Origin of the sequence: Paenimyroides ummariense, from assembly GCF_900115115.1 — a bacterium.
GTDB lineage: Bacteria > Bacteroidota > Bacteroidia > Flavobacteriales > Flavobacteriaceae > Flavobacterium > Flavobacterium ummariense.
The window spans coordinates 1-15,645 of the sequence record NZ_FOVI01000029.1 but is presented as its reverse complement, the minus strand read 5'-3'; the positions used below and the strand labels follow the sequence as shown (position 1 = coordinate 15,645).

The 15,645-nt window shown below is 36.8% G+C and carries 13 protein-coding genes; 3 read left to right on the top strand and 10 right to left on the bottom strand.

Going from position 1 to position 15,645, the window contains the following annotated elements; all coding sequences use genetic code 11:
- Positions 1-345 precede the first annotated feature (345 nt).
- The 9 genes from BM253_RS14790 to BM253_RS14750 form a co-directional block, all read right to left on the bottom strand.
- Complete coding sequence (locus BM253_RS14790; protein WP_091525858.1) at positions 346-1,887, bottom strand: reverse transcriptase/maturase family protein; 1,542 nt, start codon at positions 1,885-1,887, stop codon at positions 346-348.
- A 438-nt stretch (positions 1,888-2,325) separates the two neighbouring features.
- Complete coding sequence (locus BM253_RS14785) at positions 2,326-2,868, bottom strand: hypothetical protein (protein ID WP_177205802.1); 543 nt, start codon at positions 2,866-2,868, stop codon at positions 2,326-2,328.
- Positions 2,869-2,875: 7 nt separating this feature from the next.
- Positions 2,876-4,981 (bottom strand): restriction endonuclease subunit S, encoded by a 2,106-nt coding sequence (locus BM253_RS14780; RefSeq protein WP_091525854.1) that lies wholly within the window; start codon positions 4,979-4,981, stop codon positions 2,876-2,878.
- Positions 4,978-6,402 (bottom strand): class I SAM-dependent DNA methyltransferase, encoded by a 1,425-nt coding sequence (locus tag BM253_RS14775; RefSeq protein ID WP_091525852.1) that lies wholly within the window; start codon positions 6,400-6,402, stop codon positions 4,978-4,980. The genes BM253_RS14780 and BM253_RS14775 overlap by 4 nt, the downstream gene beginning before the upstream one ends.
- A gap of 4 nt (positions 6,403-6,406) precedes the next feature.
- Positions 6,407-8,869, bottom strand: a complete 2,463-nt coding sequence (gene hsdR, locus BM253_RS14770) for an EcoAI/FtnUII family type I restriction enzme subunit R (RefSeq protein ID WP_091525850.1) — start codon at positions 8,867-8,869, stop codon at positions 6,407-6,409.
- Between the two features lie 11 nt (positions 8,870-8,880).
- The gene (locus BM253_RS14765) at positions 8,881-9,921 is read right to left on the bottom strand and encodes a nucleotidyl transferase AbiEii/AbiGii toxin family protein (protein ID WP_091525848.1); all 1,041 of its coding nucleotides are present in this window, start codon (positions 9,919-9,921) and stop codon (positions 8,881-8,883) included.
- Positions 9,922-9,949: 28 nt separating this feature from the next.
- Positions 9,950-10,675, bottom strand: coding sequence for a DUF6577 family protein (locus tag BM253_RS14760; protein ID WP_091525846.1), 726 nt, complete (start codon positions 10,673-10,675; stop codon positions 9,950-9,952).
- A 265-nt stretch (positions 10,676-10,940) separates the two neighbouring features.
- Positions 10,941-11,774, bottom strand: coding sequence for an RteC domain-containing protein (locus tag BM253_RS14755; protein ID WP_091525844.1), 834 nt, complete (start codon positions 11,772-11,774; stop codon positions 10,941-10,943).
- 18 nt (positions 11,775-11,792) lie between these two features.
- A complete protein-coding gene (locus BM253_RS14750) occupies positions 11,793-12,353 on the bottom strand; it encodes an SgcJ/EcaC family oxidoreductase (RefSeq protein ID WP_091525842.1) in 561 nt (186 codons plus the stop codon).
- 121 nt (positions 12,354-12,474) lie between these two features.
- Here BM253_RS14750 and BM253_RS14745 point away from each other — a divergent pair, with 121 nt between their 5' ends.
- From BM253_RS14745 to BM253_RS14735, 3 genes are all read left to right on the top strand, one after another.
- Positions 12,475-13,161: a MarR family winged helix-turn-helix transcriptional regulator gene (locus tag BM253_RS14745; protein ID WP_177205801.1), complete on the top strand. Its 687-nt coding sequence runs from the start codon at positions 12,475-12,477 to the stop codon at positions 13,159-13,161.
- A gap of 287 nt (positions 13,162-13,448) precedes the next feature.
- A complete protein-coding gene (locus BM253_RS14740; RefSeq protein ID WP_450088500.1) occupies positions 13,449-13,703 on the top strand; it encodes a class I SAM-dependent methyltransferase in 255 nt (84 codons plus the stop codon).
- A 34-nt stretch (positions 13,704-13,737) separates the two neighbouring features.
- A complete protein-coding gene (locus BM253_RS14735; RefSeq protein WP_091525837.1) occupies positions 13,738-14,469 on the top strand; it encodes a class I SAM-dependent methyltransferase in 732 nt (243 codons plus the stop codon).
- A 10-nt stretch (positions 14,470-14,479) separates the two neighbouring features.
- Here the strand turns inward: BM253_RS14735 and mobB are convergent, their stop codons facing one another.
- Entirely contained in the window at positions 14,480-15,520 is a 1,041-nt protein-coding gene (gene mobB, locus BM253_RS14730; protein ID WP_245758506.1) for a conjugal transfer protein MobB, read from the bottom strand.
- Positions 15,521-15,645: the final 125 nt, after the last annotated feature.

Here is a 15,645-nt window from a genome sequence, read left to right as displayed (position 1 = left end):
CAGATTTGGAGTGGTAGAACTATTTAGTTTTACATGTTTGAGATTCCGGAACAAACCGGGAATAAAAGTATATTGTTCATATAGAAAATAAAAAAAGAGAAACACTTTTGTATTTCTCTTTTTTTGTAGCCGAAACAGAACAAATCTCGAAACATTTTTTGGAGGATTTGGAGCGGTTAGCCGAATTAGAAATATAGGTCACTTACTGAAAAACATTCTGGATTTGACTTCTTTATTGTGAATTTTTATAACTGTTGCTATTGAGAAAATATTTCCTAATACAGTATTTTGAATATTTGATCGGTGACTTATGTGGCTTAGAATTGATTTTACAAATAGTGTTAGCTATTTAATAAGTTTGTTCAATATATTCCAATGTTTCTTGGTTTGTTGTTCGATTTTATTGTTAACCATGACATTTGATGCTTTATAAGCATAAGACAAAAAATTCCCCCAATTATAAGAATCTGTTTTAATGAATTTGTTTTCCTCTTCGCTCCAAATAAATTTTCTTATTCTTTTCGCTCCTTTGTAGGAGAATTTTTTAAATAATCTTCGTTTAAAAACCATACCTTTATTGGGTGCATACCTTCTGCTTGAATAATTTTTTGCCCTTCTTACAGAGCGTTTCATCTTTCTATAATAGCCCGAAAGACTTGCAGATTTCAGCAATACGTTATTGCCATCGAACTCAAAACCAAGGTAGATGAAATTTTTATTCCAATTGATACTTCCTTCAAATTCTTGTCCGCAAATAAGTTTCTGGTCTTTTCGTTTGAAATGGAATATTTGAGTTTTCGATTCCTGAATCTCTAATTTGTAGTTTTTTATCTCTTGATAAACGAGTTGTGTCAGCTCGTCTTTATAATTGATTGGACAAACCACTACCATATCATCCGAATACCTACGATAAATACCGCCTTTCTCTGAAATGTATTTATTTATAAGTGTATCAAAATACAATAAATAAATATTTGCTAAAACTGAGCTGATGGGAGAACCCTGTGGAATACCAAAATTTCGGTAAACTTCCTGACCATTTACAATTCTTGTTTTTGAAGGTTGAAGCAGCTTCCCTTTTAATTTAAAAAACTCTTGCTCTTTACAAAAAGCAATTGCATTTTGGTTTCTCAAATATTTTATTTTATCAATCTTCTTTTGTTTTATCTCTAGTGGTTCGCCAAGCTTATTTGTTTTACGGGTATAAATTCGGTTTTTGAACACTTCAAATATATCTACAATATCCACGTGACTAAATCGGGTTATGTTTTTATAAACATTAAAGTGATCGTCAGGCAGTTTTGGCTCACCTATTAAATCAGTCCAAACTTTTCGTAATAATTTATGATCGAGATTGTCAAAAAAGCTGGAAATATCAAATGCAATAACGGTAAATTCGTCTTCTTTATAATCTAAAATGTATTTGAAAACATCATTTGCAAAATCAATATTGCATTTGTTAGTACCATCAATTTTTGATGGGTTTACAGGTACAGAACGATACGCATTTACAACTTCTCCCAGTTTGTTTTCAGTTATCTTATTTTCATACAAATCAGACAGTAACATGGCATAATAGCTATATATCAAAGAATCCAAATGGCTTGCATAGAAGAGTTCTCTTTTTTTCTCCGAGCCTTTTCTTAATATTTTTGTGCCTGATTTATATTTTTCATTTATAGAACCGTCAGCATTAGAATAATCTTTTCGGAACCTTTTTACTTTGGAAGTTTTATGAATAAACGGAAGAAAAGAATGGCAGGCAACTTTTTCGGGATTGGTAACATAGGGCTCAATCCATTTGAAACGATCACGATTATCTAACGGCAATCCTATGTGGGGATACCTTTTAATCTTAAACCAATCTTTCTTTTTGTTTACTTCCATTTTAATTTTAAAAAGTGAGCAGCGAAGACCCAATGCGAAGCTGTGCTTTTAGAATTAGTTGCCTAATTCCCGAAGTGTGCATGCTTTTACGACACCTAAATGCCGCTCCGACTCAAGCTGGGTAGCGAAATAGTAATTGTATATTTGCATATTAACTCAAATAAGAGCATCATGAAACATCCAATCGTCAAGGAAATCCTAGCAGTAATGATACTGCTGGGGCAGCTAATGGCAAGTGCATCTTCTGAAATTAATTCAGGGATTGCTTGCATTTCTGAAATACCATAGCCCCAACCGTTTTTCAAGTTGGGCGTAACAAGACTTTCATCTATACCATAAAACGCACACTTCAGCTCTTCTACTGCTCACAAAATCATTTATATTGTTTCCTTTTTTGCTACCGTTGTTGTTTCTAATAGTTAGCCATAGCCTCTCATTTTAAAAATTATTCTTTATAGAGCGTTTTTCACTTCTCGCAATGGATACACATCCGTTCAAATGCGTTATCAGACTATTAACTCCAACTTGAAAATAATCTTTTGGCGTTGCTTCTGCTGGCGGATACGGGGTAACAAGTATCTTATGCCACTTAAGCTGTAAACACCAGTTTTTGATTTTTTCATTTTCAAAAGAGGCATATAAATCGTGGGCAAACTCGTTCCGCATTTTTCTTACCAGGTTCAGGTCTTCTTTAATAATTTTATCAATCAATCCTAAACAATAGCACATTTTAATTTTGTTGCTAAAGTTTCCCAAAGGTTGGTTGAATTGCATCATTTCTTCTACATCCTTATCATCTTCGGGAAAAAAGGCATAAAGGATATGTTCTAATATCATTTCCAGAAATGTACCTCCTAAAATGGCAATGGTTCTATCGTCTTTACTCTCATACGTAAAAAGATTATGAAATTCCCTCAATGCATCATTCAGGTCGAAATATCTTTCAACAGCTTTTCCTTTTAGTATGAAATTATTATCCATTTCCATTTTATATAGTAAATCCTTTAGGTATAATTCCGGTTTCTTTCATTCTAGAAAACACTCGCTTAACCTCTTTCTCACTGAATTTTTGCTTCTCCTCTGACCATTCATAAAACCTTTGGATAAGCAATGTTTCTGAGAAAATAAATTTTTCGTCTATTATATTATTGATGCAAGCGTATAATGTCGCTACAATTTCTACTATATCAGACTTGATGGTTTTGAATGTATCTATGATAAACTGTATGCTTTCGTTTTCGGCGGAAAAATATTTCACAAAATCATTGTGGTGTTGCCCTGCTTTTTCTAACGGCTGATATTTTAACACCTGAGTCTTATTATATTCAAACCATTTCTTCTCTTTCAGTTGTTTGTCTATTGATCTCATCAATCTATTGTCATAAGGTCCCATTGCCTGACGTAAAAAATTGGTAGGCAATTGCATTTCGGCAGATTGCTGACAGAGATAGATCAGCTTTTGTAATTTTAAGTGTCCCAATGTCGGCTCTTTGTGCAATTGCCATACTATCTCTGCTGATAATACTGTTCTGCGGTAATAATCTACATTGGTTGGTTTTAGCTCAATTGCTTTCCCTTTCGGTTTTTCCTCGACCATTTCTTTAGCCTCAAACGCCTGATGTAACAATGCTTTGAGTAATTGCTCAGTGGCTTGTTGATTGGCAATAATGTGTTCTTTTAATTGTTTGGTTTTGGCAAATTGCTTTTCTATTTCCGCTGCTATACGTTTTTGCTCGGAAAGTGGAGGAAGTGGAATTACAAAACGCTCTAGATTATATTTGGGTAAACCTTCTCTTCCTGCTCCTGTTGTTGAAGAAAAAATGAACTTCTGAAAGTAGGGCGATAAAACAATCTTGTGAAAGTAATTTCTATCTAACTCTATAGGTCTTATGATGCAAACGTGTTGGCTTACATTTCCTTCTTCAAAATCTTTTGGAACAAGTGCACAACGCCCCATTGAACCACCTGTTATATTTAATAGAATGTCATTGGCTAAGACTTTCGTTCCATTCATTTGTATTTGAACTTCATTCGAGATGAATTTTATGTCATCATGGACCAATCCATCATTGTGGATATTTTGAGAACGGAAGAATGGAAATCCGCTTTTAGCGTAATTACTTCCTTTGGGCGTGCTTCCAGAGCCGATTTTGGAGCAAATTTCCCCCAGTCTACACCACACCCAATTTTTAGGAATATCAAATGGAATTTCTTCAGGTATGATAGGTGTTAATGTTTTTTCCTTTTTACCTGAACGAGCTTTTTCTACTTTGATTCGTTTTAATAATTCTCTGGCAGGTTCATCATCAGGATTTTGAACTACTAATTTTCCTTGTATCGCTTCCTGTAAGATAGCTTGGTTGAGGTTTCCGAGTTGTGCGAATTGAAAAGAGAGCTCATCTTGAACTTCTCTTGTTTTAACCTGCTTTTCCTGAATGTTTTTTATTTCACTTTCAATTTCTTCATTAAAATAAACATTACCGTTTACATTACCGTTTCTCAAGTCATTCAAAAAGCGAATGATATTCTTCTGAATATCCCTTGTTGGAATCGGAAAGTTTAATTCCTCAATTTGTTTAGGACTTACATTCGGAATCGCTGCACCCCAAGCCAAATTTTTTACAATTCCTTCCACACCTCTTGCTATCCAATAAATGTATTCTTTTTCAAATTCATCAAGATTAAGAATGACAAATTTACCAACTCTCTGGTTTAAATAGAGTTTACCTAAACCTGCTTGCACAATTCCTAGTTTTCCAATTGTTCCACCTGTCAAAGCAATAATAATATCCGATTCTTCGAGTTCATATTTTTCAAGCATTGGCGATTCTTCGTAGTAAACGACACCATCTAATATTATTTTCTCATTATTAAAATCAGAAATTCGGATTATTGGAATTCCGGAGCTTTTATATTCAGAATTTTTAAAAGCAAAACCCCCAAAAATTTTAATGTGATTAGAAAGAGGTTCATTTTTAAATATTTTGCTAAGTCCGCTATTGATTAATGTAATGTAATGACCTATTGAATTGAAAAAAGCTTTTTCCCAATTATTTGCTATACTCGAATTAAGTATTTTTCTTCCTCTACTCATTTTTCAGTCGACGATAATTCGTTTAATATTTCCAATGACTTTTTGAATGAATCCTCTAAGCTTTGAATTATTTTTTTTCTATCATACACCACTTCCTCCGCTACTTTATTCGGATTTTTAATATCCAAATCATAATTACGGTCTACAATGGTTTTTATGGGCACTTTCCAGGACACTTCGCTTTCTTTACGGTTGTTCCACCAATCTTTTATCGGGTTAAATTCTTCGATACGGATAGGCTTGGTTTTGCTGTAGGCTTTCTGGCCTTCGGGCAAAGTATGTTCGTAATACCAGATCTCTTTGGTTGGTTTTCCTTTTTCAAAGAAGATCAGGTTGGTGTTTACTGTGGCATATGGGGCAAAAACAGATTGTGGCAATCGTATAATGGTGTGCACATTACAATCTTCCAGAAGTTTTTGTCTTACCCGTTGTTTTACACCATCCCCGGTCAAGCTTCCGTCAGGCAATACTATACCAGCTCGTCCGCCATCTTTTAACAACTGTATAAACAGAATCAGGAAAAGGTCAGCACTTTCTTTGGTGCGGTAATTCAACGGGAAATTCGTTTCCATACCATCACCCACTACACCACCAAATGGCGGATTGGCCACAATAATATCCACACGGTCCTTTTGCCGGATAGAATTGTATTCACGGCTTAAAGAATCTCCATTGGTGATTTTAGGAACAGCAATGTCGTGGGTAATCAGGTTGACCACGCTCAACATAAACGGTAAAGGTTTCAGTTCTGAACCCGTTACAGTTTCTTGTAAGGTTTGTTTATCGGCAATGGTTTTAACCTGCTTTTTTAAATGTTCGATGGCACAAACGAGAAACCCTGCGGTTCCACAGGCTGGATCCGTTATTTTTTCTCCCAATTGTGGGTTGACCATATCCACCAGGAATTGCGTTACGGCCCTTGGCGTGTAGAATTCCCCGGTATCTTTTTTGGTGGCTAATCCCTGCAAAATATCTTCGTAAATGACATTAAAAACATGATGTTCTTTACTGCTGTTGAAATCTATTTCGTTCAGTTTATTAATAGCCTGGCGGAAGGTAGTTCCGCTTTTCATATAGTTGTTTGTTCCATCAAATATCTGACGGATGATGATCCCTAATTTGTCTCCAACTGCTACGGTCAGGTTTTTGAGCTGTGGGAACAATTTATTGTTGATAAAATCAATCAACTGCTCACCCGTAATGCCCTCGTCATTTTCTGCCCAGTTCCGCCATTGCAGCTCACTAGGAATAGGCGATTTGTATTTTGTATCAAGAATTTCTTTCTCTTTGTCTTTATCATCAAATAATTTCAAAAATATCATCCAGCCCAGTTGCTCTATACGCTGTGCGTCGCCGCTCAAACCCGGGTCTTTACGGAAGATATCTCTGATGGATTTTATAATGCCTGATATGTTGCTCATTTAATTATGCTACTTTATATAATTCGTTTTCTAATTCTTTGATTGCTTTTTCGTAACCTTCCCGGCTACCAAAAACTTTTATGATTTCTGTTACAGAACCAAATTCATTGATGGGTGGAACGGTCAGAATCTGAATGTCCTCTATATTTTCAATACCCTGATCAGCATATTTATCCAATAATGCTTCCAATACCTTTCTGGCTTGTTCGCCATACTTAGTGAAGTAATTACGTTTCTTCACATTGTTTGCCCGTTCTTTTCGTGTCACTGGTGGCTGGTCATAGGCAACGTGACAGATCAGGTCGAATAAATCCACCTGTTTGTCTACTGCTTCATATAAGGCTTCTACCATTACCCCTTGCTCTACTAATTCGGCGATAATAGCTTCTTTTCGCTCTGAACTTTTCCATTTATTCAGGAACTCATCCAGCGATGTATATTGCTCCTGGATAATACCTTTCGTATGGTCTTTCAAACTTGTTGTAATTGGCTTGCCGTGCTGATCAAAGTGTAATTCACGGCTTATCAGCACCGAAACGTCCACACCATTCACATACACTTTTCTTTTGGGCTCATTTACGGTATTTGCAGGAATATCTGTCTCCGGATAGCGAATGGTTGGAGGGATCAATTCTACTTCCTCACCGCTTTCTATGTCAATAACAGGTTCTGTATTCTCTTCTTCTTCGTTGATAATATCACCAAGATCTGTTGCTTCTTCCACAGGTTTTATACGGATGGGTTCACCATCAAATTGAGGATCAGCAAATAGATCCGTTGCATTTCGGAAATCTAAAATGGTAAAATATAGTTTTCCGAATTCTTCATTGATCCGTGTGCCTCTACCAATGATCTGTTTGAATTTGGTCATTGATGCAGCACTGGTGTTGAAATCCAATACGATCACTTTACAGGTTTGAGCATCTACGCCTGTAGTCATCAGTTCGGAAGTAGTGGCAATGACCGGATATTTTTCTTCCGGATTGATGAAGTTGTCCAACTCTCGTTTTCCTTCTTCATTATCGCCTGTAATCTGCATCACGTATTTGTGATTTTCTGCCACCAAATCTGCATTATGCCGGGCAATGGCTGTCCGCATTCGCTCTGCATGATCTATGTCCACACAAAACACAATGGTTTTTGCAAAACGGTCATAACCTTTCAAAAACTCGGTCAGCTTTTTAGCTACAATATCAGTACGTTCTTCGATCACCAGATTTCTATCATAATCTTTGCGATTATAGATACGGTCTTCGATAGGATTACCCTCTTTGTCTGTCTTTCCCTGTTCAGGTCGCCAGCCCTCGGTATCTACATTTAACGCCACTCTCACCACACGGTAGGGTGCAAGGAATCCGTCATCAATCCCTTGCCGTAAAGAATAGGTATAAATAGGCTCACCGAAATATTCGATATTGCTGGTTTCGTTCGTTTCCTTTGGAGTAGCAGTCAAACCAATATGCGTGGCGTTCTTAAAATAATTCAGGATTTCCCGCCAATTACTATCTTCTTTTGCACTACCCCTGTGACATTCGTCTATAATGATTAAATCAAAGAAATTTGGAGAGAAGTCCTTATAAGCATCCTGCATCGCCGGATCCGAACTGCTCAATCCCTGATATAAACCCAGGAAAATTTCAAAAGCTTTGTCCGATGAGTCAATTCCCCTCTTTTTACTAGAAACCAATGCTTCTTTTCCGCTGTTATCGGTAACAATTTTTTTCTTGATAACGGTCATAGCGCCTTTGAAATGCCTGAAATCACCTCTTCGGGTCTGGTCAATCAAAGCTGTTCTGTCTGCAAGAAACAGAATTCGTTTTTTAGCCCCTGATTTCCAAAGCCGGTAAGCTATTTGAAATGCGGTATATGTTTTTCCCGTACCCGTGGCCATTACCAGCAAAATCCTGTTCTGCTCATTGGCAATCGCTTCTACCGTTCGGTTGATCGCTATTTGCTGGTAGTACCTGGGTCTGCGATTCGTTCCGTCAAAAAAATAGTCCTGTGAAACGATTCTTTCGGCTTCATCTGTCTCGATTCCTTTATATTTTTTGTATTTCTGCCAAAGTTGATCGGGAGAAGGAAAGTCTTCTAAACAGAGTTCAGTTTCAATATTTTCGTCTGTTGCTGTTCTGTCGTGAAAATGGAAACCGTCCCCATTGCTACTGAATACACATGGAATATCCAGTATTTTGGCATACTCCAGTGCTTGTTGAATCCCTGAATTTACAGAATGATTATTGTCTTTCGCTTCGATAATTGCAATGGGAATATTAGGCTTGTAATAAAGAATGTAATCTGCTCTTTTTCGGGTCCCCCTAGCTGTAAACTTTCCACGAACATAGATTTTACCATCCGTGAAAGATACTTCTTCCAATATTTGTAATTGTTTATCCCATCCTGCATTTTCCAAAGCAGGCGTGATAAATTTCGTGCAGATATCTCTTTCTGATAAAGTCCTTTTGTTCATAACGCTTAGGATTACGGATTAATCGCTTTATACCAGTAGAAAAAAGCTTCCGGATTGGTCTTTTTTAACTTGTTCAGTTTATTGTAGGTTTGGTCTTCAATCAGCCAATCCTTAATCTCCAACGGACTTTTAAACCGTTCTATTTCTTGATTTTCTTTGCTCAGTAATGAAGTCAGATATGCAACTTTAGCTGATGCTGTTATGGCTTCTTCTATTGAAAAGCGGTCGATAATGAAATTCGTAAAATTCTTAATGCCTAATTGCAAGTGTTTGAATTCATCAGATTTCATATCCCTTTCTGCCAATGTATAACAAGCTTGCCAAGTGTCTTTCAATACCTCGTCAGCATCAATATTTAACTTTCGATAGCCGATTTCTTCCTGTACTACTCTCGAATAACTCTCTTTTACTACATTGAAGTCAGTTATCTGATCGAACAAGAAGCCTATATCATACAATTGTTTGATGATTTCGACAGGTCTGTTTTTTGAATATAATATACCTGTGGTTTTGGGAGCAAAAGCGGTTAATTTATCTCCCAAAATAGCCTCGAATGTGGGCAATACAACCGTAGTATCTTTGCCCGATGTCGCCAACCAACTATGTTTTATCGAATATTCTTTTGTTTCAGGATAAGGATTGGGCGTATATAACAAATCCAATAATATTGGTTCTTCGTGACCATCTACCACACTTTTGTAAAATATCTTGAAATGCCCGATGGGTGCATCAGGCGAATGCTTTCGGTCGTTGTCATCTTCCCAACGGATAAACATTTCTAATTGGCTAATCTTCTCTAAAATCTCTTTGATTTTATCCTCTGATTCTTCTGTAATTATGTCAATGTCTATCGAAAACCTCTTAGGCGTTTCCGTTGCTAAAAGTAGAGCCGTTCCGCCTTTAAACACAAAATTCAGATTATTCAATTGCAGTTGCTCCAAAAGTGTCAAAGCGTATATTACTTTTTCAATCAGTTTTGGGTCAATACGTTTACCCAACTTGCTTCGTAAGTCGGTAATCCACTCAATTGTATATGATTTTGTGTTTATCATAATTTATATATTATTGGCACAAATAAATTTATTTTGCCAAACTTATATTTATCAGTTCGTCAATTTCTCGTTCTCTGTTTCTTCGGACAGCGTACCTACGCATCTTTAACTCATTTAAGGTATATTTCTGCATTACACTTCGCATAATAAATTCCTTTTCATTTTGCTGTGCCGAAAAAAGTGCTGTTTCAATCAACATATCCACCAATAACTTTTCCAGTGCAGGAATAACAATTTTCTCTTTTTCTATCAAAGGAGACTCAGAAACCATATTCTTCACAATAAGAACTTCATCCTGATGATGAATATAACGGTCAAATATTTCCTCATCAGGATTAAAGAAAACGTTTTTATTGCTTTCTGTCAGAAAAGTAAATACAGATTCAGCCGCATCTTTTTCTACTTCTATAACAACATAATGTTTAAATAGCTGGTGACGCATAAAATCATTCAACCACACCGTATCCCAAATACAAAAATTGATATAAGGAAATTCACGCTTTACCTTATTAAACACTCTCTTTAAATTATTTGAAATATTGGGTTGAAAAGGGATGTTGTTATCCATCTCATAAATCCCTCTGGAAGGGGCATTGATAATTCCCTCTTTTTTCAGCTTGGACAGATACATATTAATGGTATTGTCAGACCATTTGGGAAAATCTTTTTTGATTGAACCAACAAGTTCCTGCTTGGGAAGTTTCTCGCTTCTCTTAAAATAACGACGAATATGTTTTTCTAACGCTTCTGCCAAAATATTTTTTATTGTAAATGTACGATTATTTTATATAAGTTTGGCACAAAACTCATTTTTTATCAAAGTTATATATCTGCACAACTTTGAAAAGAACAGAAAATATTCACTCCAAAAGAAAAAAATAGAAAAAAAAGAAAGCCTTTATGCTAACGGATATAAGATAACGAAGCACTGTAAGTCCCGAAGAGTGGCGAAGCCATTATGCGTGCGCAGTTATCGTTATCCATTATCTTTGCTTCCCTTTTTGTTTGTTTTGATAACTCTATAAATCCTTGTCCATATATTCCTCCAAAGAAGATTTCAGTTGGTCTAAAAATGCGGTTCGTGAATTGGCACGATATTTCATTCGATGGAAAGCATTATGTAAATCCCCTAAGGTAATCTGAAACAGTTTTTCTAAAACCAAACTGATTTTTCGTATTCCTACTTTACCGTATGAAAGAGAGCCGTTCGCATACAGCGCATAAATCAGTTCTATCAGAGCATTTTTACTGTCCGTCCAAAGAATACCATCGGATGAAATATCCCTTGCAGAAAGAGAGCCTGCTATTTCATCATTATTGATTTTTTGGAGTATGTAGGTATAGAGTAGCTCATTTGCTATTATCCGAGCCACTTTGTAATCATAGTAGGTTGAAAACAGAGGGTCAATTTCAAAGACGAAGCTATTCAGTCCATCGTGGAAATTAATGTTGCCCAACCTAAAGTAGGTTTCATCACGGTCGGTTCTTCCCGAACGGTAATATCGGTAAAAATCTGAATTGTAGATATGCTCCCTGTATTCCTGTTTTAATTCCTGCAATTGTTCCGAAAAATAGCTCGCATACATTCTTCCTCCGTCAACAGGGCAACCTGTCTGTATACGAAATATCTTATTGTGGTATATGAGTTTGGAGAGGATGTATGGCTTAATGTTGCGAAAGAATTTGATTTCCTCCCACTGGTTTTTAAAGCCTTGCTTTGTAACATCCTCTCTTATCGACCCCAAGTATTCTTGCAGGTATATGGTCATTTGGTACGCTTCATCAATGATATTAGGTGCAGACAACGAAATTGCATTTTCTTTTCGCTCTATCTCCAAGATGATATTTCTCATCTTCCTGATAAATTAACGTTAATTAAATGACATCATCATACCTTCCCAAAGCGATATCCTCTTAATTCTGGCATTATGGAAAGCTACAAATCTCCATTCATTATTTTCCTTTTTTGCTATCAATGTCTGGATAGAATTACGGCTCTTCGCTGGCTCGCTTTTTCCTTTTTGGAGCACGGCTCCCGTCATATGAATAATAGCAACATTCTCCGCAACAAACTGAATACTGCGTATATTTCTGTTCGCAAGACTGGAACCTTTCAGTACGCCATCAAATAGCTCTTGATGCACTTTGGCTATTTCCTCATTTCCTTTCAGCCATTCGCCATTAAATGTCACATAATCTGCATCCGCAGTAAATACGGATGCCATCTTATATCCACTTCCTTCTGCCCAACCCTCTGCATTTATTTGCTCCAATTGTTTGATTGCCTGTATATCTTCAATTCTGTTCTCTGGAAAATCAAGATTGTTGATTACAGGTTCAGGAGTTACATAGATAAACTGGAATAAAATCACTAATACATTCAGAGAAAGTATCAGGATTAGAAGTGCTTTTGTTGATAATAATTTTTTCATCGTTTTCGTTTTATTTTCAAATAAAATATATCTGTTACGATGCAAATATAAGCATTTTTATTATTAATCAGATTTTATACGCTGTTTTTTTATTATTTTTACATCGAATTCGATGTACATTATGAGCGAACTTGTGAAATTAATCTCTGTGTGGGAAGAGTATACAAAGAAGAATACCGATATTTCAGCTACGGAATTCTGTATGTATTTTTTAGCAAAAGAAAGCAATAGTGAATTATTTGGCGGACTCACTCCCCCGGATTTGGACACTACATTTGCGAAATTGATAGGCAGGCTTGCCGGTATGCAAAATGCATATTCAAAGATGGCTCTTCATGATATGCCTGGCTTTGAGCTTGAATGGTTCTATTTTTTAAGCTCCATCTATCATCTAAAAGAAGTAAAAAAAACACACATCATACAATATAACTTTGCAGAACAAACCACGGGAATTGATACGCTTAACAGATTAAAAAAACAAGGATATATATCTGAACGCCCCGATCCTGATGATAAGAGAGCAAAGCTGGTAAGTCTCACTCCTGAAGGAGAGAAAGTATTGTTCCACCTGTACAAATTATTGTATAAACCCACTCTTTTAATGTACCATAGCATAGACTATAAAGATAAACAGGTTGTTATCAACATCCTTAAAGATACCGAGCAAAAGCATCAGTATATTTTATCCAATACAAAAGGCAAATTAATTGATGAATTGCTTATCGAAGAATTCGGTGAAGGACAGTTGGAAACAATACAGGAAAACCTGCAAAAACAAATTACACGGTTCGCCAAGGAAAGATCATAACAGTTGTCTCGTCTAAAATTAATGATAAAATAAGAGTCCGGACAAATAGAATTGCATAAAAAACTTTTGCTATTTGGAAAAGACACTGCCTTGGAAAACGGGGATAAACTTTCACAATCTCCTTCCTTTCTTCTTTTTCTTCATTCGTTTAGCAAACTGTTCTTCCTCGTAATCCACGCCCTGTGCTTGGGGCAACAGACTGAACAACCCCAAATTGGCACAGTGAGAAATGCCTCTGTGAAAGTTATTTTGATTATTTTTACGTTAATATTTACCGTGCATAACTAATGAAAGAAAATAAATATGATGAGGTGTCATTTTTCGAGCAATACGGAAAGATGAACCGTTCACTGAATGGACTTGATGCTGCAGGAGAATGGCATGTACTTAAAGAAATGCTACCCAACTTTGATGGTAAGAAAGTGCTTGATTTAGGATGTGGCTATGGATGGCATTGCAGGTATGCAATCGAAAACGGGGCTATCTCCGTAATCGGTATTGATATTTCTGAGAAGATGCTTGAAAAAGCTAAGTTATTTTGATTATTTTTACGTTAATATTTACCGTGCATAACTAATGAAAGAAAATAAATATGATGAGGTGTCATTTTTCGAGAAATACGGAAAGATGAACCGTTCACTGAATGGACTTGATGCTGCAGGAGAATGGCATGTACTTAAAGAAATGCTACCCAACTTTGATGGTAAGAAAGTGCTTGATTTAGGATGTGGCTATGGATGGCATTGCAGGTATGCAATCGAAAACGGGGCTATCTCCGTAATCGGTATTGATATTTCTGAGAAGATGCTTGAAAAAGCTAAGCAAGTCAATCAACTGGATGGAATTAAATATAAACAAATTGCGCTTGAAGACGCCCAATTTGCTAATGGAATGTTTGATGTTATAATCAGTTCATTAACTTTTCATTATATACAATCATACGATGTTCTTATCGGTAAAATTTATCAATGGCTTAAACCCAGAGGTAAATTTGTCTTTTCTGTTGAACATCCTGTCTTTACAGCCGAGGGCAGTCAAGATTGGATTTATAATGAAGCCGGAAGTAAATTACATTGGGCTGTTGACAGATATTTTTACGAAGGACAAAGGAATACCTCATTTTTAGGTGAGAACGTACTGAAATACCATAGGACGGTTAGTACATATTTGAATGAGCTTTTAAAGCAGGGCTTTAAAATCATAGAAGTCAAAGAACCTATACCAAATGAAACTATGCTGAAAAATATACCCGAAATGGAAGACGAATTACGCCGTCCAATGATGTTTTTAATCTCTGTCGAAAAGTAGTTAGTAATTTTTATTGTTGTCTTCCCCGTTTTCTATGTTTCTTCTTTTTCTTCATACGGTTGGCAAATGCCTGTTCCTCGTAGTCTTCGCCCTGTGCTTCCGGCAATAGTCCACCCAATCCGTCTATCCATAAATCATCGGTCGGCTGTTCTTTATTAAGGAAGTTAAAAAGTGAATGGGCTTCCTCTTTCTCTACGGTGTTGCCCGTGGTCGATGACTGATTTTGTGCAGATGTTTTTTCAGCTTCTTGACGTTGCCCAATCGCCTGTCCGTTCCACCAGTCATTAAAGACATTAGCCGATAGGTTCTTGCCTAAAGCTGAACCGTTCCAAACGGTACGGCTTTCGTGGTCGATAAAAGTCATACCATATATACGCCCCTCATCGTTGCGCCGTACTACGGTATTGATGCCCTGCTCCAACAGTTGCTTTTTAAAATCTGCTTCATTAGTGGTGGTGTGCATCGCTACTTCAATGGTGCTTTTGAGTACGGCTCTTACAGGGTCGGCTTTCATTTTCCTCTTAGCCTGTGCAAATTGGTTTTGCAGTTCGTCCAGTCCTGCCTGTTTGCCGAAAAGCGATGCCTTAAAAGGACTGCTCGCTTTTTCTCCCTGTTCGTTCAGCGCAAAATAGACAAGACCGTTTTTAGGCTGTCCGTGCAATTCCCCTTTGACTTCCTCTGCCGTAATATTGAAAAGTGAAAGCAAGGCGTTGTATGCTCCGAGGCTTGCGTACCCGTAATACTTCGGCAGGTGTCGCACCACCGATGCGATTTGGCTCTTAACGTCTCCGGCTCTGTAATCCACCGGACGGAATACCTGCTCGTTTCCGGTATGCTGTTTTTCCGTTGCAGGTATGAGGTTATATTTTTGTTCCAATGCCCGACAGATTGCCATCGAACGTGGATGGTCGTAACTGTCCGGTAGCTTTTTGCCGTCCAAACCCACACAGACCGTAACGATATGGATATGGGTACGCTCAATATTGGTATGCTTGAAAACGATATAAGGTTGGTTGCCATACCCCATGCGCTCCATATACTCCTGCGCCATTTTTACGAACTGCCCATCGCTGACCCTATCCGATAACTATGGTTTTTCAAAATAAAAAATGTTAAAATTCTCACTGTTTTTTTTACGAATAATTTAATAATTTTACGTTGGAACAAACAAATAAG

Excerpts from the sequence above, each read along its gene's own strand:
- BM253_RS14735 (WP_091525837.1), top strand. The coding sequence starts at position 13,738 with ATGAAAGAAAATAAATATGATGAGGTGTCATTTTTCGAGAAATACGGA.
- BM253_RS14765 (WP_091525848.1), bottom strand. The coding sequence starts at position 9,921 with ATGATAAACACAAAATCATATACAATTGAGTGGATTACCGACTTACGA.
- BM253_RS14745 (WP_177205801.1), top strand. The coding sequence starts at position 12,475 with ATGAGCGAACTTGTGAAATTAATCTCTGTGTGGGAAGAGTATACAAAG.
- BM253_RS14755 (WP_091525844.1), bottom strand. The coding sequence starts at position 11,774 with ATGAGAAATATCATCTTGGAGATAGAGCGAAAAGAAAATGCAATTTCG.
- hsdR (WP_091525850.1), bottom strand. The coding sequence starts at position 8,869 with ATGAACAAAAGGACTTTATCAGAAAGAGATATCTGCACGAAATTTATC.
- BM253_RS14740 (WP_450088500.1), top strand. The coding sequence starts at position 13,449 with ATGAAAGAAAATAAATATGATGAGGTGTCATTTTTCGAGCAATACGGA.
- BM253_RS14780 (WP_091525854.1), bottom strand. The coding sequence starts at position 4,981 with ATGAGTAGAGGAAGAAAAATACTTAATTCGAGTATAGCAAATAATTGG.
- BM253_RS14750 (WP_091525842.1), bottom strand. The coding sequence starts at position 12,353 with ATGAAAAAATTATTATCAACAAAAGCACTTCTAATCCTGATACTTTCT.
- mobB (WP_245758506.1), bottom strand. The coding sequence starts at position 15,520 with ATGGCGCAGGAGTATATGGAGCGCATGGGGTATGGCAACCAACCTTAT.
- BM253_RS14775 (WP_091525852.1), bottom strand. The coding sequence starts at position 6,402 with ATGAGCAACATATCAGGCATTATAAAATCCATCAGAGATATCTTCCGT.
- BM253_RS14785 (WP_177205802.1), bottom strand. The coding sequence starts at position 2,868 with ATGGATAATAATTTCATACTAAAAGGAAAAGCTGTTGAAAGATATTTC.
- BM253_RS14790 (WP_091525858.1), bottom strand. The coding sequence starts at position 1,887 with ATGGAAGTAAACAAAAAGAAAGATTGGTTTAAGATTAAAAGGTATCCC.